Annotated in this window: 19 protein-coding genes; 12 read left to right on the plus strand and 7 right to left on the minus strand. The window is 72.4% G+C overall.

All coding sequences use genetic code 11. The annotated features are described in order from the left end of the window. Positions 1 to 381 (minus strand): succinate dehydrogenase, cytochrome b556 subunit, encoded by a 381-nt coding sequence (gene sdhC / locus CW362_RS16195; RefSeq protein ID WP_103550164.1) that lies wholly within the window; start codon positions 379 to 381, stop codon positions 1 to 3. Positions 382 to 529: 148 nt separating this feature from the next. Further along, positions 530 to 1,168 (minus strand): 2-oxo-4-hydroxy-4-carboxy-5-ureidoimidazoline decarboxylase, encoded by a 639-nt coding sequence (locus tag CW362_RS16200; protein ID WP_103550218.1) that lies wholly within the window; start codon positions 1,166 to 1,168, stop codon positions 530 to 532. 519 nt (positions 1,169 to 1,687) lie between these two features. On the opposite strand from CW362_RS16200, the gene CW362_RS16205 reads away from it, so the two are divergent. The 8 genes from CW362_RS16205 to CW362_RS16240 all read left to right on the plus strand — a co-directional run bounded on the left by CW362_RS16205 (position 1,688) and on the right by CW362_RS16240 (position 9,749). Beyond that, complete coding sequence (locus tag CW362_RS16205; protein WP_103550165.1) at positions 1,688 to 3,322, plus strand: beta-N-acetylhexosaminidase; 1,635 nt, start codon at positions 1,688 to 1,690, stop codon at positions 3,320 to 3,322. A 188-nt stretch (positions 3,323 to 3,510) separates the two neighbouring features. Next, entirely contained in the window at positions 3,511 to 4,305 is a 795-nt protein-coding gene (locus tag CW362_RS16210; RefSeq protein WP_103550166.1) for a DUF4328 domain-containing protein, read from the plus strand. Between the two features lie 189 nt (positions 4,306 to 4,494). Continuing rightward, a complete protein-coding gene (locus CW362_RS16215) occupies positions 4,495 to 5,067 on the plus strand; it encodes a hypothetical protein (RefSeq protein WP_103550219.1) in 573 nt (190 codons plus the stop codon). A gap of 187 nt (positions 5,068 to 5,254) precedes the next feature. Then, positions 5,255 to 5,635 carry a hypothetical protein gene (locus CW362_RS16220; protein WP_103550167.1) on the plus strand — a complete coding sequence of 127 codons (381 nt, stop codon included), beginning with the start codon at positions 5,255 to 5,257 and terminating at the stop codon, positions 5,633 to 5,635. A gap of 197 nt (positions 5,636 to 5,832) precedes the next feature. After that, positions 5,833 to 6,450, plus strand: coding sequence for an RNA polymerase sigma factor (locus CW362_RS16225; protein WP_162684097.1), 618 nt, complete (start codon positions 5,833 to 5,835; stop codon positions 6,448 to 6,450). A gap of 294 nt (positions 6,451 to 6,744) precedes the next feature. Continuing rightward, on the plus strand, positions 6,745 to 7,554 hold the full coding sequence (locus tag CW362_RS16230; RefSeq protein ID WP_162684098.1) for a hypothetical protein: 810 nt from the start codon (positions 6,745 to 6,747) through the stop codon (positions 7,552 to 7,554). 477 nt (positions 7,555 to 8,031) lie between these two features. Then, complete coding sequence (locus CW362_RS16235) at positions 8,032 to 8,694, plus strand: RNA polymerase sigma factor (RefSeq protein ID WP_103550169.1); 663 nt, start codon at positions 8,032 to 8,034, stop codon at positions 8,692 to 8,694. Continuing rightward, the gene (locus CW362_RS16240) at positions 8,694 to 9,749 is read left to right on the plus strand and encodes a hypothetical protein (RefSeq protein WP_103550170.1); all 1,056 of its coding nucleotides are present in this window, start codon (positions 8,694 to 8,696) and stop codon (positions 9,747 to 9,749) included. The genes CW362_RS16235 and CW362_RS16240 overlap by 1 nt, the downstream gene beginning before the upstream one ends. A gap of 221 nt (positions 9,750 to 9,970) precedes the next feature. On the opposite strand, the gene CW362_RS16245 is transcribed toward CW362_RS16240, so the two are convergent. Next, positions 9,971 to 10,840 carry a L,D-transpeptidase family protein gene (locus tag CW362_RS16245; RefSeq protein ID WP_206300970.1) on the minus strand — a complete coding sequence of 290 codons (870 nt, stop codon included), beginning with the start codon at positions 10,838 to 10,840 and terminating at the stop codon, positions 9,971 to 9,973. Between the two features lie 286 nt (positions 10,841 to 11,126). Here CW362_RS16245 and CW362_RS16250 point away from each other — a divergent pair, with 286 nt between their 5' ends. The 3 genes from CW362_RS16250 (at position 11,127) to leuE (ending at position 14,112) form a co-directional block, all read left to right on the plus strand. Then, a complete protein-coding gene (locus CW362_RS16250; RefSeq protein ID WP_103550171.1) occupies positions 11,127 to 12,707 on the plus strand; it encodes an acyl-CoA mutase large subunit family protein in 1,581 nt (526 codons plus the stop codon). A gap of 124 nt (positions 12,708 to 12,831) precedes the next feature. Beyond that, positions 12,832 to 13,410 (plus strand): Uma2 family endonuclease, encoded by a 579-nt coding sequence (locus CW362_RS16255; protein ID WP_103550172.1) that lies wholly within the window; start codon positions 12,832 to 12,834, stop codon positions 13,408 to 13,410. Between the two features lie 51 nt (positions 13,411 to 13,461). Beyond that, positions 13,462 to 14,112, plus strand: coding sequence for a leucine efflux protein LeuE (leuE, locus tag CW362_RS16260; RefSeq protein ID WP_103550173.1), 651 nt, complete (start codon positions 13,462 to 13,464; stop codon positions 14,110 to 14,112). 16 nt (positions 14,113 to 14,128) lie between these two features. Here the strand turns inward: leuE and CW362_RS16265 are convergent, their stop codons facing one another. Continuing rightward, entirely contained in the window at positions 14,129 to 15,571 is a 1,443-nt protein-coding gene (locus CW362_RS16265; protein ID WP_206300971.1) for an FAD-dependent oxidoreductase, read from the minus strand. A 74-nt stretch (positions 15,572 to 15,645) separates the two neighbouring features. Here CW362_RS16265 and CW362_RS16270 point away from each other — a divergent pair, with 74 nt between their 5' ends. Then, entirely contained in the window at positions 15,646 to 16,305 is a 660-nt protein-coding gene (locus CW362_RS16270; protein ID WP_103550174.1) for a TetR/AcrR family transcriptional regulator C-terminal domain-containing protein, read from the plus strand. Between the two features lie 9 nt (positions 16,306 to 16,314). Here the strand turns inward: CW362_RS16270 and CW362_RS16275 are convergent, their stop codons facing one another. From CW362_RS16275 to CW362_RS16285, 3 genes are all read right to left on the minus strand, one after another. Beyond that, the gene (locus tag CW362_RS16275; RefSeq protein WP_103550175.1) at positions 16,315 to 17,478 is read right to left on the minus strand and encodes an acyltransferase family protein; all 1,164 of its coding nucleotides are present in this window, start codon (positions 17,476 to 17,478) and stop codon (positions 16,315 to 16,317) included. Positions 17,479 to 18,005: 527 nt separating this feature from the next. Continuing rightward, positions 18,006 to 19,340, minus strand: coding sequence for an alpha-2,8-polysialyltransferase family protein (locus CW362_RS16280; protein WP_103550176.1), 1,335 nt, complete (start codon positions 19,338 to 19,340; stop codon positions 18,006 to 18,008). Beyond that, positions 19,337 to 20,317 carry a glycosyltransferase family 2 protein gene (locus tag CW362_RS16285; protein WP_103550177.1) on the minus strand — a complete coding sequence of 327 codons (981 nt, stop codon included), beginning with the start codon at positions 20,315 to 20,317 and terminating at the stop codon, positions 19,337 to 19,339. The genes CW362_RS16280 and CW362_RS16285 overlap by 4 nt, the downstream gene beginning before the upstream one ends. Positions 20,318 to 20,411 lie beyond the last annotated feature (94 nt).

Here is a 20,411-nt window from a genome sequence, read left to right on the forward strand (position 1 = left end):
TCAGCTCCCGAAGACTTCGCGGAATGCGTGACCGAGGACGGGGTAGAGCGCCCCGAACATCAGCACGACCCAGATACCGACGACGGACCAGAGCATCTGCTTCTGGTAGCGCGGGCCCTTGGACCAGAAGTCGACGGCGATGACACGCAGACCGTTGAGCGCGTGGAAGAGAATGGCGGCCACGAGGCCGTACTCCAGCAGCGCGACGATCGGCGTCTTGTACGTGGCGACGACCTTGTCGTACGCCTCGGGGGAGACACGGACGAGAGCGGTGTCCAGCACGTGTACGAACAGGAAGAAGAAGATGAGGACGCCGGTGACTCGATGAGCCACCCAGGACCACATTCCTTCCCGGCCGCGGTACAGCGTTCCAGCCGGCACGGAAGAACCCTCCGGGAGCGGGGATTGGGGCCGCGCCGGCTTCTCTGTCGGTCGGGCCCGGCCGGGTACGGTCCACCGGCCCCGGCCATCGTAGCGACGTGTTGTCGGAACGCTTACAGCGGCCCTATCAATGTGATCAAACTGGCAATCAATCAGGCACGTTCGGGCTATTCCGGGCGCCGGGCACGTCGGCGTGGCGCGGCTCGGAGGCGAACCGGCGGACGAGCCGGACCAGCCGGCCGCGGGCCAGTCTGCGCAGCTCGTCGGCGGTGACGACCCGTTCCTCCTCGGGATCGTTCGCCAGGCGCGACCGGATCCCCACGAGCACCTGATCGAGGGCCTCCCCGGGGGTGAATTCGTCCAGACAGATGACGAACACATGTCCGAATCTGCTCTCGTACGCCGCGTGCGCGGCGCTCAGCGCGGTGTGGGCGGCGGAGTACGCGCCGTCCGGGAGCGGTGTGAGCGATTCACCGGCCAGTGCTTCGGCCAGGTCGGCGGGGGTCAGGTCGTACGAGGCCTCGTCGGCCGCGGCCAGCAGGGCGCCGAGGTCCGGGTAGGGGCGGTGGTCGGCCAGGCGGCGGACCCAGCGCGGGCTGCGGCAGCAGGTGAGCAGGGCGCGGGTGACCTCCTCGGCGGGTGCGGAGTTGAACCTGTCGAGGCGGGCCGGGGACGGCGCCGCGCTCTTCTGCTCGGGGAGGGCGACCTGGCCGGGGAGGTGTGGGAGACGGTGAGACGTCAGCGTGGGTCCTCGGCGTGGGGGTGGGACGCGCGACGTCCCGTGAATGCGACGTGCGTGCGATACGTGTGTTTCGGCAGGGGGAGAAGTGAAAGCTGTGCCACTCACGCTATCGAGGTGTGTCGGGACCTGTCCGACGGATGCCCGGATTTCACCCGCACGGGAGAGTTTCGGAGCACCTGGTGGACGGTCGGGACGACGGCCGGGGCAGAGTGTGCGGTGGGGCGGGGAGCCGGTGCGGCGGGGTGCTCCGGAGAGGTGGACACCCCCGAGGGGGAGTACACCTGGGTGGAGGACCGGCCCGGCGGGCGGGAGCGGCGGAACGGCCGGAGGCCGTGGCGGAGCGGTCCGGCGGCGGCGCGGGCGTGGCGGAATCCGCCGGGCGGCCGTGGCGGGACGCGGAACGTGGTGGCGGACGGGCGGGGTGGAGCGAGGCGGGAAAGATGATCAAGGCGTGGTGAGCTTGGCGGGACGGGCGCCGTGGAGCGGCGCGGTGAGGTGAGCGCCGCGGAGCGAGCGCTGTGGAGCGGTGCCGTGACGGCGGCGCGGTGAGACGAGGGTGGCGGAGTGAGTGGTGGCAGGCGGCGCGCGCCGCGGCGGCGGCGGGCGAGGCGGAGCGGGCGGGCCGGGCTCGTCGCGGGCGGTCTGGCGGTCGTCGGTGCCGTCGCGGTGGCCGTGGCGGTCTGGCCCGACGGGGGCGGCGAGCCGGCCGGAGCGCGGGCGCCGTCCGCGGACCGGTCGGGGTCCGTGTCCGCCGCCAGTCCCTCACCGACCCGGAGCTACCCCCTCTCCGAGGCGCCCCGCACCATCCCCGCCGTGCGCGAGCACACCGCGGCCCGCGGCCCCGGCTGGCGTCCGGCCGCCGGTGCCCGCGTGGTCGTGCGGGACGACGGCCTCGCCGACGAGGGCGAGCTGCTCGCCGGCGAACTGAAGCTGACGTACGCGGGGCGGACGGCGGCCAGGGCCGGCGACGTCGAACTGGGCCTCGACAAGAGCGGGGCGGGCCCGGAGTCGTACACCCTCGAGGTCGAGAACGGCCGGGTCACCGTCACCGGGCCCGCCGAGGCCGGGGTCTTCTACGGCACGCGCACCCTCAAGCAGGAGGTGCACGGCGGCGGTACGGCGCCGGAGGGCGTCGTGCGCGACCGGCCCGCGAAGCCGGTCCGCGGGTTCATGCTCGACACCGCGCGCAAGCACTTCACGGCGGGCTGGATCGAGGACCGGGTGCGCGAGCTCGGGGACCTGAAGTACAACCAGCTCGGTCTGCACTTCTCCGACGACCAGGGCTTCCGCATCGAGTCCGACACGCACCCCGAAATCGTGTCGCGGCAGCACCTGACGAAGGACGAGGTGCGCCGGATCGTCGCCCTCGCGGAGAGCCGGCACATCACCGTCGTGCCCGAGATCGACTCGCCGGGCCACCTCGGCGCGGTCATCGCGGCGCACCCCGACCTCCAGCTCCGCAACGTGTCGGGCGTCCCCGTCCGCGGCGCCGTCGACATCTCCAAGCCCGCCGCGGCGAAGATCGTCGACGATCTGCTCGACGAGTACGCGGGTCTCTTCCCCGGTGCCGACTGGCACCTCGGCGGCGACGAGTACCAGGCCCTGACGGTGGCGAACCCGGCGGCGTCCTTCCCGCAGCTGGCCGCCGCGGCGAAGGACAGGTACGGAGCGGGCGCGGGCGTCACCGACCTCACGACCGGCTGGCTCAACGACCGCGCCGAGGTGGTCCAGCGCCATGACCGCACGGCGCGGGCCTGGAACGACGGCTTCTTCCGCTCGGGCACCGTCCGGGCCGACGGCGACCTGCGGGTGGGGTACTGGACCGGCAAGGAGATCGGGGCCCGGCAGCCGGTGGAGTACCTGGGCGCGGGCCGCGAGGTCGTCAACTACAACGACGAGTACCTGTACTACGTCCTCGGTGAACCCCAGACCTTCGTCTACCCGACCGGACAGCGCATCTACGAACAGTGGACCCCGCTCGTCCTGCGCGGAACCACGCCGGTCCCCGCGAAGTACGACTCCCGGATCCTCGGCGGGTCCTTCGCCGTCTGGTGCGACCTCTCGAACGCGCAGACCCAGGACCAGGTCGCGGCGGGCATCCGTATGCCGCTGCGCGCCCTGACCCAGAAGCTGTGGGACTCGCGCAAGCCGTCCGAGTCCTGGACCGGGTTCAAGGCGCTGGCGGACCGGCTGGGCTGAGCGGGTCACCGTCGGCGGGCGGGCCGGTCCCCGCGCCGGTGATCGCTCGTCGGCGAGGACTGGACGCGAGGGCATCTGGAACCTTACCTTCCCCTTACTTGTCTACGTACCGGGCGCGACCTCTGGGGAGGGGGGCGTCCGGTTTCTCGTGCCGTCACCGTGCCGTGGCGGCAGATCTGGGGGGTCTCATGACCGTGCCGTCAACACCGCAGCAGCCCGCGCCGGAGGGGCCCGCGCCGGCCCGGGCCGTCGCGCAGGGGAACCCGTCCGGGCTTCCCCTCGCGCCGCTCCCGCCGCTCCCCCCGCCGAACGGTCCCGCCACGCTGCGCTCACCCGTCGGACTCGGAAAGGCCGTGGCCGCGCTGCTCGGCCTGGTGATCGCCACGGACCTCTTCGCCGTCTGGGCGGACTACACGCTGTACGGCGTGGCGGGCGACATCCGGAACGCCCTCGCGGGCGGTGGGTCCCTCGACGCCCTCGCGCAGCGGGCCGACCGGGCGGACGCGCTCGACGCCGCCGCGGGTGTCGCCCAGGTGGCCGCCCTGGTGGCGACCGCCGTCGTCTATCTGATCTGGTTCATGCGGGTGCGGGTCAACGCCGAGGTCTTCAACCCCTTCGGGCACACCTACTCCCGGTCCTGGGCCAGGTGGGGGTGGTTCGTCCCGTTCGTGAACCTGGTGCGTCCGCGCCGGATCATGGGGGAGATATGGGACGCGAGCCGCCCCGCCGGCGAACCGGCCGGGCAGAGGATCGTCGGCGTCTGGTGGGCGTTCTGGATCCTCAGGGTGGCGGTCGACCGTATCGCCTCCTCCGCCATGAACAAGGCCGAGACCGCCGACGCGACCCAGGACGCCGCCCTCCAGACGCTGTTCGCCGACGCCGTCGACATCGTGAGCGCGGCCCTGGCGATCGTCGTCGTCGTCCGGCTGACCCGGATGCAGGACCGCAAGGCGCACGCCGGTCCGGCCGTCGCCGGGGTCTGACGAAAGGCGGGGCGCGCCGGATTCGTGCACGTCCGTGGGCGGATATTTGGCTGAAAACCTGTTCATCCAGCCGTCCGACCGGCAAGGTGGGTCCGCACTGTGACACTCCTGCTCCGTTGCACGCAGTAAGGGGAAGTGCGGGCTCCGTAAGGCATGGGCGCCCTGTCGAGGCATTTCGAGGGAGTCGTGATGAGTCTGGTGGAACTGGTCGCTCAGGCCGACGAGCGAGGTCTGGCGGCGAGCGGTCTGGCTTGTTTGGATCGGTGCGTGCCGCTCCTCGGCGGGGACGACGACGTCCTGCGGCCGTTGTGGGCGAGCCTGTCCGAGGCGGACCCGTGGGCCGAGTGGGGGGCGCGGCTGGAGGAGGCGCGCGCCAAGCTGGACGCGGAGGACACCGAGCCGGCCGTGACCGACGAGGACCACGCCGCCGAGCTCGCCCGCGGAATGCTCGAAGCCGTCCCCGCGAAGCCCTCCGAGGACGAGCTGCGGGTCTGGTCGGACGCCTGCTCGGTGGCGGCGCTGCAGGCGCACCGGTTCCTCGACCACGCCGACGACGCGGAGGCGTGCGTGACGGCACGCCGTGAGGGGCGCACCGAGGGCATGTCCCCGCTCGTCGCCGCCGAACTGCGCCGCCAGGAGGTCATCCTGGAACTGCTCGCCGAGCACGGGAAGGGCGGCCTGCGGCTCGCCCTGGACACGTCGACGGAGGGGCGGCGCGTGCTGCGGGCGGTGGTCTCGCGCAGGGCGCGCGGACGGTCCTAGAACAGGGACGGACACACGAGGGCGGCGAGGGCGCGCCGGAGGCGGTACTGCTCCGGCGCGCCCTCCAAACCTCGTTCCTGAGGGTTTCCTGTGAGGATCCCGGGGTCGAGATGGCGGTCCTGGGCCGGTGTCGCGAACCCCTGCCCGGACGCGTGACGAATCCGGCCGCCGTCGCGCTCTACCGGGTGTGAAAGCAACTCAGGCAACGCGGCCCTCAGCTGCGACGAAGCCCGTTCGCTGGGCGGCCGACACGGTCGCGACCATGCGCGAGGGCGCCCGGCTGCGCCTCGACTACTCGGCACAGAGCCTGTGGCGCGTCGACCGCGTGATCGACGAGATACGCCGGGACGGCGCCCCCTACGCCGCCGTCGAGAGCGTGCTGCGCGGATTCGGGGCGTACGCCGGTGAGGTCGTCGTCCGCCACTCCGGTGCCGAGTGGTGGGAGACCGGTGGCGAGCACTGGCTGCGTACACCCGACGGACGGCTGTGGGACCCGATCGAAGAGGCCCGCCGGTGCTACGCGGGCGACGGCTCCCTGCGCCTGCTGTGCCGCGAGGCCACCCGCTGAGGGCTTCGCGGGGGCCCGCGGGCCGCGCCGCCCTCGCCCGGCGGCGTCCTCGTCCGCCCCCGTCCCGGCCGGACCCGAGCGTCTGACGCGCTGTGACATTTCCTCGGGGGCCGACGCTGATGACCATGGGGGTGTCGGCGCGGACGTCCGCGCCGGCAGGGCACATTCGGGCGAACTCGGTGCGAACGAGGACAGTGTTGGGCCAGGGAGGGGAACCCCGCCGCGCGCAGCCGTACGACGCGGAACTGGGCGTGGCCGTGGCGCGGGCGCAGGAGGGGGACGAGGTCGCCTTCGCGGCCGCGTACCGGATCGTGCAGCCCGGACTGCTGGGCTATCTGCGCGGCATCGTCGGCGACGACGCCGAGGACGTGGCGTCCGACGCCTGGCTGGAGATCGCCCGGGACCTGGGACGGTTCCGGGGGGACGGCGCGGGGTTCCGCGGCTGGACCGCGACCATCGCCCGGCACCGGGCACTGGACCATCTGCGGCGGCTGCGGGTACGGCCCCGGGGGACCGCCCTCGAACAGGACGCGCTGGACCTGCCCGGCAGGCACAGCACGCAGGACGAGGCGCTGGAGACCCTGTCGACCGAGTACGCCCTGGAACTGGTCGCGGGGCTGCCGCGCGACCAGGCCGAGGCCGTGCTCCTGCGGGTGGTCGTAGGCCTCGACGGGCCGGCCGCGGCACGCGTGCTCGGCAAACGCCCCGGAGCGGTGCGCACCTCCGCCCACCGGGGTCTGAAGCGGCTCGCGCGCCAGCTCGGCGTCGCGGGTGTGACGGATGAGGAGTCCCGGACGCTGGGGGATTCGGGGTGAACAGTAGGTCCGGAACGGCCGGCGTCCCGCCGTCGTCCGGAACGGCATCGTCGTACGGCGGAAGGAAGTCGACCGGTGTACGGATGGTGCACGGCGGACGGCCGTCGCCCTGAGGACGGCTGCCGCACGGCGCCGGCCCGCCGTGCGCGGCCGGGGCGTGCCGTGGCGGAGTGCCGTTCCACGACGGCGGGCCGGCGCGTGGGGCGAGGCCGTTGTACGGCGTGGAGCGCGGAGCGGAGTCCTGGTACGGCGCGGAGTTGCAGGGCGGAGCGGCAGGCGGAGATGGAACCGGACGTGGAACCGCACAGGGAACCGGATGCGCGACCCGGCACGGGCGAACGGCACGCCGGCGACGGCGCGCCCCCCGGCCCCCGCGTCGCCCCTCCGTCGGAGCCCGGAGACGGGCGGCCTCCTCTGGAGGAGCTCCTCGCCGCGGCGATGCGCGGCCGGGCGGACGACCCCGAGGCGCGGACACGGGCCGTGGCCGCCTTCCGGGCCGCGCGGGACGGCGGCGCGCACACCACGCGCACCCGGCGGCGGGACGACTGGCGCCCGAAGGAACGGGGGCGGCCGGGCCGTTCGCTGCGGGCCGCGCTCGCCGTGCTGCTGGCCGGTCTGACGCTGGGCGGCGTCGCCGTCGCGGCCATCGGTCCGGTCTCGCGCGACGACACCGGGCACCGGGACCGGGTCGCGGTCCGTCCCTCCGGCGGCGTCCCGGACCGGTCCCCCGGGTCCCCGCCGCCGACCGGTCCCGGTTCCCCGGCCCCGGCCGCCCCCGCGGTCCGTCCGCCGGGGGACCGGGACACCGAGGCCCACTGCCGTGCGTACGCGTCGGTGCGGGACCGGGGCGGTGCCCTGGACTCGCGGGCCTGGCAGCGGCTCGTCACGGCCGCGGGCGGCGAGGACGAGGTCGAGGCGTTCTGCGCCCGGCGACTGGCCGCGTCCACCGCCACGAAGGGCGCGAAGGGCGCGAAAGGCGTGAAGCGTTCGGAAAACGCGAGGGGCGCGGAGAAGGCGGGGAAGACGGGAAAGGCGGACGGGGCGTCGGCTCCGGGCGGCCCGGCCACGACGCCGAAGCCGGCGAGGTCCGGGAACGGGCGGTAGGCGCCAGGCGGCCTGCGACGGCCGGACCGGGCCGGGTTCCGGGGGCCCGGCGAACGCCCCCGCCGATGGCAACGGCCGGGGCCGCCACCCCCCACAGGAGAGGCCCCGACCGTCGCGCGGCACGGGCCGCGCGGCGACCCGTACTCTCTACAGCGCCGGGACTGCGTTTTGTGTCACACCTCGCACGGTCACCATGTAGTTGCGCGTTGTACGAACATGGACGGGGAGCTGTTTCAGGCCGTAACGTGCCTTTCGCGCCGGTGCGGAGAGAGGACGACCGCGACCACGAGGGACCGGGGACCACGGCTGCGCGGATCCCCGGACCGCGACCACGTGGGACCCGAGACCGGAACCGTGTGGGGCCGAAGACCACGACCACGCGGACCTGGGACCACAAGCGTCCACCGAGGAACGCACGACGACGAGAACCCGGTCCGCGAGAGCGGTGCCGGCCGAGGCGCAAAGAGGAGCGCGGGGGTGCTGGGGGACGACGCGGAGCTGACCGCCGCGGTGCTTGCCGCACAGAACGGGGACGAGACCGCCTTCCGGACCGTGTACCGGGCGGTGCACCCACGCCTGCTCGGATACGTGCGGACGCTGGTGGGCGAGCCGGACGCGGAGGACGTCACGTCCGAGGCCTGGCTCCAGATCGCCCGTGACCTGGAGCGCTTCAGCGGGGACGCGGACCGTTTCCGCGGCTGGGCGGCGAGGATCGCCCGCAACCGCGCGCTGGACCACATACGGATGCGCGGCCGCCGTCCCGCGATAGGCGGCGACGAGACCGAACTGACCGGCAAGGCCGCCGAGTCCGACACCGCGACCGAGGCGATGGAGGCGCTGTCCACCGGCAGCACCCTCTCGCTCATCGCGCAGCTCCCGCAGGACCAGGCGGAGGCCGTCGTCCTGCGTGTCGTGGTCGGTCTCGACGCCAAGACGGCCGCCGAGACCCTCGGCAAGCGCCCCGGAGCCGTCCGCACGGCGGCGCACCGAGGTCTGAAACGACTCGCGGAGCTGCTCGGCACGGATCCGGAATCCGCCGGCGCGCTCGACGCCGTCCCCCCGCAACGAGGTTCGCGCACCCGCGCGGTGACGTCCGCCGGTGTGACGCATACGCGTTCGCGGGCGCAGAAGGACATGTGATGGCCGACGAGCAGTACGGGTGGCTGGACCGGGACGCCGCGGAGCGTCTGCTGAACGGGGAGCCGCTGGAAGCCGTCGACCCCGGCACGCGTGACCAGGTGGACCGCCTCACCGAGGCCCTCGGCGCACTGGCCGCCGGACCCGAGCCGAGCAGCGACGAACTCCCGGGCGAGGCGGCCGCGTTGGCCGCTTTCCGCAAGGCGCGCGCGGACGGGGACGGTGCTGCCGCGCAGTTCGGACACCGCGGTCGCGCGCGGTCCGGCGCGCATGCCGCGGACGCCGGTCTCGTGCGGATCGGACGTCCCGCCGCGCACGGACGCCGGACGCGCTGGGGACGGCCCACCCGGTTCGGGATCGCCGCGGTGCTGGCCGTCGGGATGGTCGGCGGGGTCGCCGTCGCGGCCGGAACCGGAGTGCTGCCGACGCCGTTCACCCGTGAACACCCGGGTCCCGCGGCCTCGGCCACGGCGGTACGGACCCCGGAGCGTCCGCTCGCATCGCCCTCGCCCTCACCCTCGCCCGGGGTCTCCGGCGGAAACGGCCCCGTGGTGCCGGAGACTGACGGCCCGTCGGGCGAACCGTCCGGGGACACCTCCCCGTCCACGGGCCCCGACCACGCGAGTGGCCTGCCGACTCCCGGCCCCACCGGGAACACCGACCGCACCCGCGAGTGGTGGGCCCGTACGCGTTCGTACTGCCGTGACGTCCTCGACGGCAGGGACCTCGAGGCGGACCGCAGGCGCGTCCTGGAGCACGTGGCGGGCGGCGGCGCCCGGGTGAGGCTGTACTGCTCGGGTGTCCTCGGCCGCGGACCGGGCGGAGACGGCGGTGACGGAGCGGGCGCCGGCGGCGGACAGGGGACGGGACAGGACTCCGGCCAGGGCGATCAGGGGGACCCGGGCGGCGGTGACGGCGACGGCCACCACATAGGGCCGGACGGCAACGACCCCGGGGGCGACGGCGCCGACACCCCGTCCGCGCTGCGCCGGGCGCTGACCCCGCTCCTGCCGGTCGCGCCGACGTGGTCCTCGCCGTCGAGCCCGAAACCGCTCTGACCTGCACTTTTGCATTTCGTTGAAATTTTTATCGGATGGGTGTGACGTTTTCGGCGGCCACGACGCAGTACGTGGTGAGCCGACTGGTCATCGGCCGTCGCACAGAGCCGGGGTTCCCCCCGTACCCACGGCTTCGTGCAACTGGCGCGGGTGGGACACGTTCCCCCGGTCCCGCCCGCGCCCCACACTCCTTCGCCTCACCCGCCCGGCAGAGGGCTCGGTCACCAGGAGACGACGACCTTGTCACCCGTGCGGACCTGCGCGAACAGCGCCGCGACCTTGCCCTCGTCCCGCACGTTGACGCAGCCGTGCGAGGCGCCGTAGTAGCCGCGGGCCGCGAAGTCCGAGGAATAGTGCACCGCTTGGCCACCGCTGAAGAACATCGCGTACGGCATCGACGTGTGATAGATCGTCGACACATGGTGGCGTGACTTGAAGTAGACGCTGAACACGCCTTCGCGGGTGGGCGTGTACTGCGAGCCGAACCGGACGTCCATCTTCGAGACCGTCCTGCCGTCGATCATCCAACGCAGCGTGCGGCTCGTCTTGCTGATGCACAGCACACGGCCCGTCATGCAGCGCGGGTCGGGCTTCGCGGCCGGCTGCCCGCCGTAGGGGTACAGCTCCCAGGCGGCCGGTTCGTGCGTCATGCGGCGCAGCCGCTGCCAGGTGACGGTGTCCAGATCGCCGGTGCGTGGCAGCCCCCGCTTGCCCTGGAACCCCTTCACGGCCGCGACCGTCCGGGCGTCGTACGTCCCCGTCGGCGGAGTGATCAGCCAGGCGACCTGGTGCAGCCGGGCCTGCGCCCTGCGGATGTCGTCGCCCCGGTCGCCCCTGGACCAGAGGACCTCGGCGGGCTCGGCGGCGGGCTTGCCGCCGTCCTTCCCCGCGCCCGCGGAGCCGGACGCGCCGCCCCCGTCCTTCGAGGGGGAGACGGCCTTGCCGTCGTCCTTCCCCTTCGCGCCGGCCGAACCCTCGACGCGCACCGGCGGCTTCCTCCCCCGTGCGTCCACGGCGTTCGCCGTGCAGCCGCTCACCACGGCGAGCGCCGCGAGCGCGGCCAGCGACCTCTTCAAGCCAGTCGTACGCATCCCGACCCCTGTTTCACCCGTCCTGTCGTGCACATCAGGTCCCCCGTCCCGCCGTCGTGTCACCTGAGATGCTCCCCGCGGGTGACCGGTTGCGAACGGGGCGGCACGGTGGAAGAGAACCATGGAACGAGCCGCCCCGCGGCGACAAGGGGCGGGAAGCGGACCGGCGGACGAGTATGTGAGCAAGGTCCCGGCGCGGGTCCCTCCACCGGGTGCGCCCCGGCCGCTACAGTCCGTCGCCGAGGGCGCATCCCTGCCATCGGGCCGCTTCACGGGAGGCACAGCAATGACGCGCGAATCCGAGTCCGGACTGCCCGTCGAGCCGGTCTACGGCCCCGAGACCCTGGAGGGCTGGGACCCGGCCGAGAAGCTCGGCGCGCCGGGCGCGTACCCCTTCACCCGCGGCGTGTACCCGTCGATGTACACGGGCCGCCCCTGGACCATGCGGCAGTACGCGGGGTTCGGCACGGCCGTGGAGTCCAACGCCCGCTACCGGCAGCTCATCGCCCACGGCACGACGGGCCTGTCCGTCGCCTTCGACCTGCCCACCCAGATGGGCCACGACTCGGACGCCCCCCTCGCGCACGGCGAGGTCGGCAAGGTCGGTGTCGCCGTCGACTCGGTCGACGACATGCGCGTCCTGTTCGGCGGGATCCCGCTGGACAAGGTCTCCACCTCGATGACGATCAACGCGCCGGCGGCCCTGCTGCTGCTGATGTACCAGCTGGTCGGCGAGGAACAGGGCGTCCCCGCCGAACAGTTGACGGGAACGATCCAGAACGACGTCCTCAAGGAGTACATCGCCCGTGGGACGTACATCTTCCCGCCCAAGCCGTCCCTGCGGCTGATCGCGGACATCTTCAAGTACTGCGGGGCCGAGATCCCGAAGTGGAACACGATCTCGATCTCGGGCTACCACATGGCCGAGGCGGGCGCCTCGCCCGCGCAGGAGATCGCGTTCACGCTCGCCGACGGCATCGAGTACGTCCGCACGGCCGTCGCCGCCGGCATGGACGTCGACGACTTCGCCCCCCGCCTCTCCTTCTTCTTCGTCGCCCGTACGACGATCCTGGAGGAGGTCGCCAAGTTCCGTGCCGCCAGGCGCATCTGGGCCCGGGTGATGCGGGACGAGTTCGGCGCGAAGAACCCCAAGTCGCTGATGCTGCGCTTCCACACGCAGACGGCGGGCGTCCAGCTCACCGCGCAGCAGCCGGAGGTGAACCTCGTCCGGGTCGCGGTCCAGGGCCTCGCCGCGGTCCTCGGCGGTACCCAGTCGCTGCACACCAACTCCTTCGACGAGGCCATCGCGCTGCCCACCGACAAGTCCGCGCGACTGGCACTGCGCACCCAGCAGGTCCTCGCGTACGAGACGGACGTGACGGCGACGGTCGACCCCTTCGCCGGCTCGTACGTCGTCGAGCGGATGACCGACGACGTCGAGGCGGCGGCCGTCGCCCTCATGGAGCGGGTCGAGGACCTCGGCGGCGCCGTCGAAGCCATCGAACAGGGCTTCCAGAAGGGCGAGATCGAGCGCTCCGCCTACCGCATCGCCCAGGAGACCGACTCGGGCGAGCGGGTGGTGGTCGGCGTCAACCGCTTCCAGCTCGACGCGGAGGAGCCCTACGAGCCGCTGCGCGTCGACCCGGCCATCGAGGTCCAGCAGGCCGAACGCCTCGCCCGGCTCCGCGCCGAGCGCGACCAGGAGGCCGTCGACACCGCCCTCGCCGCCCTGAAGAAGGCCGCCGAGGGCACGGACAACGTCCTGTACCCGATGAAGGAGGCCCTGCGCGCCCGCGCGACGGTCGGCGAGGTCTGCGACGCCCTGCGCGAGATCTGGGGGACGTACGTGCCGTCGGATGCCTTCTGAACCGGCCGTCTTCTGCGCCGGATGCCTTCTGAGCCGGGAGCTTCCCTCGTGCGAGTGATCGGGGGTGGAAGTCGCACGGCCCCGGCTACGCCCAGGGAGAGTGACCCCTGAAAGGGAGGACGCCGTGGCCGTACTGCAACACGAGCTGACGTTGGGCGAGGCCGCCGACCTGCTCTCCCGTGCACTGCCTGGGCACCGCGTGGAGATTCTCCAGGGGAGGCTGACTGCGACACCACCGCCGGACGGCTCGCACGCGCTGTCGCTGACCAAGCTGGGCAGGGCTTTCGACCGAGCAGGAATCGTGGAGGCGGGACTCGAGTACGTCCAGAGCGTCGGCCTCTGGCTGCCCACCCTGCCCGCCGACTTCGCCATCCCCGACTTCTCGATCGTCGACGAGGACTTCCGGGACGCCCTCGTCCAGCGGAACTGCTACGCGCCGAACGTCTTCCGCCTGGTTGTCGAGGTGACCTCGTCGAACTGGTCCGACGACCTCGGCCCCAAGGTCGAGTGCTATGCCGAGGCCGGTGTCCCCGTCTACGTCGTCGTCGACCGCAAGCACGACGAGGTCCTGCTGTACCAGGATCCGGTCAACGGCAAGTACCCGGCGCCCGAGCGCTACGAGCGGGGCCAGAGCGTCCCGGTCCCCGTGTCCATCGGTGTCGACCTGGACCTGCCGGTGGACACCCTCCTCGACGGCGACTGAACGGCGAGACAGTCGGTCGTGATGTCGCGACCCCGTGCGACACTCCCTCCCATGCTTGGTGTCATCGATCTCCCCACCTATCTCGCGGGCCTCGTCCTGATCGTCCTGCTGCCGGGACCGAACTCGCTGTACGTGCTGTCCGTCGCCGCCCGCCGGGGTGTGCGGACCGGATATACCGCCGCCGCGGGCGTGTGGTGCGGGGACACCGTGCTGATGACCCTGTCGGCCGCCGGTGTGGCCTCGCTGCTCCAGGCGAACGCCGTGCTGTTCGGCATCGTGAAGTACGCCGGTGCGGGCTATCTGACCTGGCTGGCGGTCGGGATGCTGCGGGCCGCCCGGGCTATGTGGCGGGCCCGGCGGGATCCGGTCGCCGAGAGCGTGGAGACCGAGCCGGTGGCGGGGGAGCGGCCGTTCCGGCGGGCGCTGGTGATCAGTCTGTTCAACCCGAAGGCGATCCTGTTCTTCGTCGCCTTCTTCGTTCAGTTCGTCGACCCGGGCTATGCCTACCCGGCCCTCTCCTTCGTCGTGCTCGGCGCCTTCGCCCAGCTCGCGAGCGTGCTCTATCTGACCGCGCTGATCTTCAGCGGTACGCGCCTCGCGTCGGCCTTCCGCCGCCGCAAGCGCCTCTCCGCCGGTGCCACGACCGCCGCGGGCGCCCTCTTCCTCGGCTTCGCGGTCAAGCTCACGCTCGCCAGCGCCTAGGGCCTGTCCCGGCAGGTCAGCCGGCGTCCAGGCCCACCCGGGCCGCGTACTCCCGCAGGTCCCGCGCGTCGGTGCCCGCCCATCCCACGTACCCGTCGGGACGGACGAGGAAGACCCCGGTCCCGTACCACTCGTACGACCCGATCCGCGCGGTGCGGACGCCGGGCAGTACCGGCGGTTCGGCGTCCGCGCCGACCGTGAGCAGCGTCCAGTGCGCTCCCCGGAACAGGTCGAAGAGGCGTACGCCGTCCACGGTCCCGTCGGGGGCGCGGTCGCCCGCGCGCAGCGCCTCCTCCGGCAGGTCCGCACGGGTCTCCACCGCGAGGGAGGAGCTGCGGTAGCCGAGGCCGAGCTGACGGGTCTCCCCGCCGCGGCGGGCCTCCCCGCGGTGGATCCTCGTGGACAGGCCGAGCACGTCGGCGGCGACCGGCCGACGCTCCTCCTCGTAGGTGTCGAGGAGGGACGCGGGAGCCTCGCCGCCGAGGACCGCGGCGAGCTTCCAGCCCAGGTTGTAGGCGTCCTGGACGCTGGTGTTGAGCCCCTGGCCGCCGGCCGGGGAGTGGATGTGCGCCGCGTCCCCGGCCAGGAAGAACCGCCCGGCGCGGAAGCGGTCCGCGAGCGCCGCGCGCGGCCGGAAGTCCGAGACCCAGCGCACCTCGGTCACCGCGTCGGCGGCCAGGTGCGACCGGGTGGCGAACACCTTGCGCACGCCGTCGGGGGAGACGTCGACCGGCGTCCCGTCCGGGAACTGCGCCACGAGCTGGAAGTCCTCGGTGCCGGCCAGCGGGCAGACCGCCATGAAGCCGCCGCCGGTGTCCTCGCGCGGCGGGAAGAGGTGCCAGTTGTCGCGGTCCAGCCCGGTGATCCGCACGTCCGCGACGAGGACCGGGTCCGGGTCGACGGTCTCGCCGGTCATGGCGATCCCGAGCGCGTGCCGCACCGCGGAACGGCCGCCGTCGGCGGCGACGACGTACCGGGCCCGGACCGGCGGGCCGGAAGCGAACTCCACGGTCGCCCCGTCCTCGTCCTGGGCGACCGCGACCACCTCGCGGCCGAAGGCGACCCGGCCCCCGAGCCCGGTCAGCCGTGCGTGCAGGATCTCCTGCGTACGCCACTGCGGCACCATCCACGGCGCGTTGTACGGCGAGTCCTCGGTCGGCTCGGCCGGGTCGAACATCCGGTGCTCGCCGGCCCGGCGGCCGTCCTGCCAGATCATCCCGACCGGGTAGTCGCCGCCCGCCGCGCGGATCTCGTCGAGGACGCCGAGGTCGTCGAGGACCTCCATGGTGCGCGGCTGGAGTCCCTTGCCGCGCGATCCCGGCGCCAGCCCCTCGCCCCGCTCGACGACGAGCGCGTCCACGCCCCGCCGCGCGAGGTCGACACCGAGGGCGAGCCCGGTCGGACCCGCGCCGACGACGAGTACGTCCACGTCCACGGTCGCACCGGCTTCTGAAGTCATGTCCACGACCCCTTCCTTAACGCTGTTAAGTTCCATGCCGCGAGCATGCCCTTAACGGCGTTAAACTGTCAAGCGTGGCTACCCAGAGACCTCAGCGGTCCCCCAAGCTGGACAAGAAGCAGGTCGTCGGTACGGCGCTGCGGCTGCTCAACGAGACGGGCCTCGACGGCCTCACCCTGCGGGCCATCGCCAAGGAGCTGGACGTCCAGGCGCCGGCGCTCTACTGGCATTTCAAGAACAAGCAGGAACTGCTCGACGAGATGGCCACGGAGATGTACCGCCGGATGGTCGACACCCCCGGGGCGGCGGGGGGCGCCGACTGGCGCGAGCGGCTGCTCGCGGTCAACCGCGGACTGCGCGCCGCCCTGCTGGGCTACCGCGACGGCGCCAAGGTCTTCAGCGGTTCACGCTTCACGGGCACCCTGCACGCCGTCGAGATGGAGCGGACGCTGACGCTCTTCACCGAGGCGGGATTCACCCTGACGCAGGCGGTGCGCGCGACCTCCACCACGTACGCGTACACGATCGGCTTCGTCACCGAGGAGCAGGGCGTCCAGCCGCTGCCGGGCGAGCGTCGCGAGGGGTACGACATGGAGGAACGCGCCCGCCGCATGGCCGACTTCCCCCTGTCGGCCGCGGCGGGCGCGGAGATCTTCGAGAACTACGAACGGCACTTCGAGGAAGGGCTCGCGCTGATCGTCGCGGGCATCGGGGCGTGCTACGGGATCGACTGAGCGCAGGCCCTAGGAACGCGGCTTCGACAGGGCCGTGCGGAGCCTCGGGGTGAGCCGGTTCTCGACGAAGCGGTTGAGCAGCCAGGCGAGCAGCAGCATCGTGGCGACCGTGGCGAGGAAGGTGCCGTACGACGGGATGTGCAGGGTCCGGTGGTAGGCCTTGATGACGACCCAGCCCAGGTGTTCGTGGACGAGGTAGAAGGGGTACGTCAGCGCGCCCGCGACCGTCAGCCAGCGCCAGTTCGCCCAGTGCAGCCAGCCCAGCGCGATCGCGGCGACGGCGACGTAGCCGAAGGTGACGACGAGGACGATCACGAGGGACGAGCGGTTGGAGAAGAACTCCGGGTTCGGGGCGTGCCACAGGCGCTGCACCGCGTAGTGCTGGCCGATCAGCCAGCTCACGCCGACGATGCCCCAGGCGTAGGCGTCACGGCGGTCGCGGTGGACGAGGTACAGGCCGACGCCGCCGATGAAGTAGGGCGCGTACTCCGGCATCAGGACCATGTTGAGCAGGGGCTCGTTCACGCCCTGCGCTATGGCCGCGGCCAGGGTCCAGCCCGCGCAGAACATGATCACGCGCTGCCGGTTCGCCCCCGGCAGCACGATGCACAGCGCGAAGAGGGCGTAGAAGCGGACCTCGGCCCACAGGGTCCAGCACACGCCCAGCACCCGGTCGACGCCCAGCGGCTGCTGAAGCATCGTGAGGTTGACCAGGGTGTCGCTCGGGGAGACCGTCCTGTACGCGACGAAGGGCAGCGCGAACACGACCGTCACGATGATGATCGCGGCCCAGTAGGCGGGCAGCAGCCGTGAGGCGCGGGAGGCGAAGAAGGAGCGCAGCGGCCTGCCCCAGCCGCTCATGCAGATGACGAAGCCGCTGATCACGAAGAAGACCTGCACGCCCAGGCAGCCGTAGGCGAACAGATGGTGCAGGGTGGGGAACTGGTGCTTCGGCGAACTGCCCCAGGCCTGGACGACCTCGCCGTCCCGGCCGCCGTAGTGGTACCCCGCCACCATCAGGGCCGCGACGAGCCGCAGTCCGTCGAGGGCGCGCAGCCGGTTCTCCCGGCGCGCCGCGGGTCGGGGGGCGGCGGGCGTCTCGGCGGGCGGTAGGACGGTACGGACCACGATGCCGGGCGACGTCCCGCGGGCCTCCTCGGGCGTGTCGATCACAAGGTTCCCCTCGACGGGACTCAGTTGGCCCACAGCACGTTAGTCCGATAGTCGGGAGTATTTACGGTCTGGCGAGGCCGGTTCCCCGTCTCGCCCACGGGAGTTCATCTCCGGGTCGCCGTCGCGTTGAAGACTCTCCCGGTGCGTCGTGGGTCGGGGCCGTGCCGGTGCATCAGCCCGTCGCCGTCGGGTGAGGGGTGGGCGTCGGTGGCGACGGGCATCGATGTACCGGCACGGCCCCTCGCGTGCGTACCCGGCTGCGGGTGAGATTTTCAGCCCCTCATCGGCGTGAATGTCAGCCCCTCCGGCGTTTGAGGAGCGGGGGTTCGGGGGCGGAGCCCCTGGGTTCGGGTCGGGTAGGGGCGGAGGGGGCGAAAGAAGCTGGGGCCCGTACCCGGTGCCGGGGCGGTGGGAGCGCCGGTTCCGGGGAGCAGGGGCTTGCGCCGGGGCGGGGGCAGGGCAAAGGAGCGGGGCCGGTCGTGGTCGACCTGGCCCCGCTTTCCGGTGTCCCGCGCGGTGAGCGCCCCTCAGCGGCCCACCGCCCGCTTCAGCGAGCGCGCCCTGCGGGCGACCCGGCGCACGGTCGCGTTGCGCGGGATGAAGGCCAGCTGGGCCGGGACCGCCCCGGGCAGCGCCAGCGCGGTCAGGCGCTTGCGCTTGAAGTAGCGCCAGGTGTCCTGGTTCAGCCGGTCCGTCAGGTAGCTCTCGGCCGCCGGACGCAGGTCCGGATAGATCTTCGGCTGCATCGCGAAGCCCACGGCTCTCAGGAGCTTCGTCAGGTCCGCCACGTCCGTGCCGGGGCGCTGTCCGGTGACCGCCGCGCCGTCCGTCAGCTCGGGCAGCAGCGCGTCGACGATGGTCACCGGGACGCGGTTGCTGTTCTCGTACGGGGTGAGCCGGTCCAGCAGCGGGCCGGTGCCGACGCGGGCGACCGGCAGGCCGTACAGCGCGGACGCCGTGAGCAGCGCCGTGGAGAAGCAGCCGACGACCAGCGCGGGCCGCATCCGCTGGTAGAGCACCTCGGCGAGGACCGGGGTGTCGAGCACGGTGAGGTCGGCGCCGAGCTTCTCGGCCTCCTTCTCCAGCATCCGCGACCAGCGCGCCGGGGCCGAGGGGTGCGGCTTGAACACCACCCGGGTGTGGCCGAGCGCGAGGGCCCCCTTCAGCATCCGTACGTGGAGTTCCTCCTCCTCCTGGGCGGTGAGGATCTCCAGCGCCGAGAGGTACTGGCCGAGCAGCAGCGCCGGCTCGTCGACCGACGGCAGTTCGTCCCCGGTGTCGGCGAGTTCCGCGAGCACCTTCACGAACGCGTCCGTGGGCACGATCCGCGGCTCGACGCCGAACTCGGTGAGCAGCAGCGGCTTCAGGCCCGGGACCAGGTCCAGATGGAGCAGCCGGGCCACCCGGGTGCCGACCAGCGGGTCGATCTTGTTGCGGGTGGGTCCGTAGCTCATCAGGCCGTCGGCGTACACCGTGACGGGCGCGCCCATGAAGATCTGGCAGACGCCGAGCGCCGGGTTGACCTGGATCGACTCCACGGCCAGTTCGACGTCGTCGTCGCCGAGGTTCCAGGCGAGCCGCAGGTGCCGCTCCCACAGGGGGGCGTCGTCCGGCCGCGGAGCCCAGCCGCCGGGGTGGAAGGGGGTGATGGTCTCGTTCCACGAGATGACGTCGTCGAAGCGGCCGCGCAGCCGCTCGAAGCCGGGCATCTCGTCCGGGCCGGGTGTCGTCTCGGGCGTCGCCGCGTTGTTGGAGACGAGCAGGACGCGCCGGTCGGCGGGCCCGAAGGCGTCGGTGTCCAGGGCCGCGGCGAGCGTGGCCACGCCGTACAGCGTGGACGCCATGAAGATCTGGGTGGTCACGCGGCCACCCCCGCCGCGGGCGCGGGCCGTCGGCGCAGCCGGCGCAGCCGGGTGGCGCGCTGGACGTCCATCGAGTCGAGCGCCTCGTCGAGCACGTCCTGGGGCATACGGCGCAGTGCGACGGCACTCATGGACTTCAGTTTCCGTGCCACTGCCGGCTCGAACCTTTCGATGGATCCCAGGTGGTGGGAAATGATCGCGCAATAGGTGCGCACGGCTTTGGGCAGGAGTTTCCCCGCGTCCCGGTCCTCGGCCGTTTCCGCCACGACCTGGTCGAACGCGCGAATGAAATCGAGTTGGCGCACGTCCCCGATCTGGGTGAGGGAAGAGGCGACGCCGCGCCGGTAGAACACCCCGAGCAGCCCCACCGTGGCGAAGGATTCCGCCTCCCGGTGCAGCTTCCAGATCCACGGCCGGTCCTCGGCCGTGCGCAGCCCGTCGGTGAAGTGGAGCAGCCCCCGGTCGACCAGCCGGCGGTGGTAGACGCCCGCCCAGGCGTAGGCGTAGTCGACGGAGGTGGACCGGTCGGCGGGGAGGATGGCGTCGCGGGGGTCCATGACGACCCCGCGGCGGCCGTGCGGGACACGGTGGACGCTGCGGGCCCGCGCGGTGCACTGGACATGGTCCGTACGGACGAAGTCGCAGCCCAGGTCCTCGATGGAGGAGACGAGTTGTTCGTAATAGCCGGGGGCGAGCCAGTCGTCCCCGTCGAGGAACGTGAGGTACTCGCCACGCGCTCTGTCGATCCCGGTGTTGCGGGCGGTGGCCAGTCCTCCGTTCTTCTCGTGTCTGACATACACCGCACCCGGGAGCTCGCGCTCCGCGCGCGCGAGGATGTCCGGTGTCTCGTCGCGCGAGCAGTCGTCGACGAGAATGAATTCAAAATCCTGCCGTGCGTTCGCACGCAGGCTCTTCAGGGTGTCGGGCGCATATTGCTGCACGTTGTAGAACGGCACGATGACGGAGAGCTTGACCACGCCTGTGACGTTAGGGGGCGGCCCGGCATTCGTCTTTACCGTTGGTGGGATGCAAGGTGAACGACGCGTGGCGGTACCGTGAACCGCGTCGTTT

The organism is Streptomyces populi, from assembly GCF_002911015.1.
Taxonomy (GTDB): domain Bacteria; phylum Actinomycetota; class Actinomycetes; order Streptomycetales; family Streptomycetaceae; genus Streptomyces; species Streptomyces populi.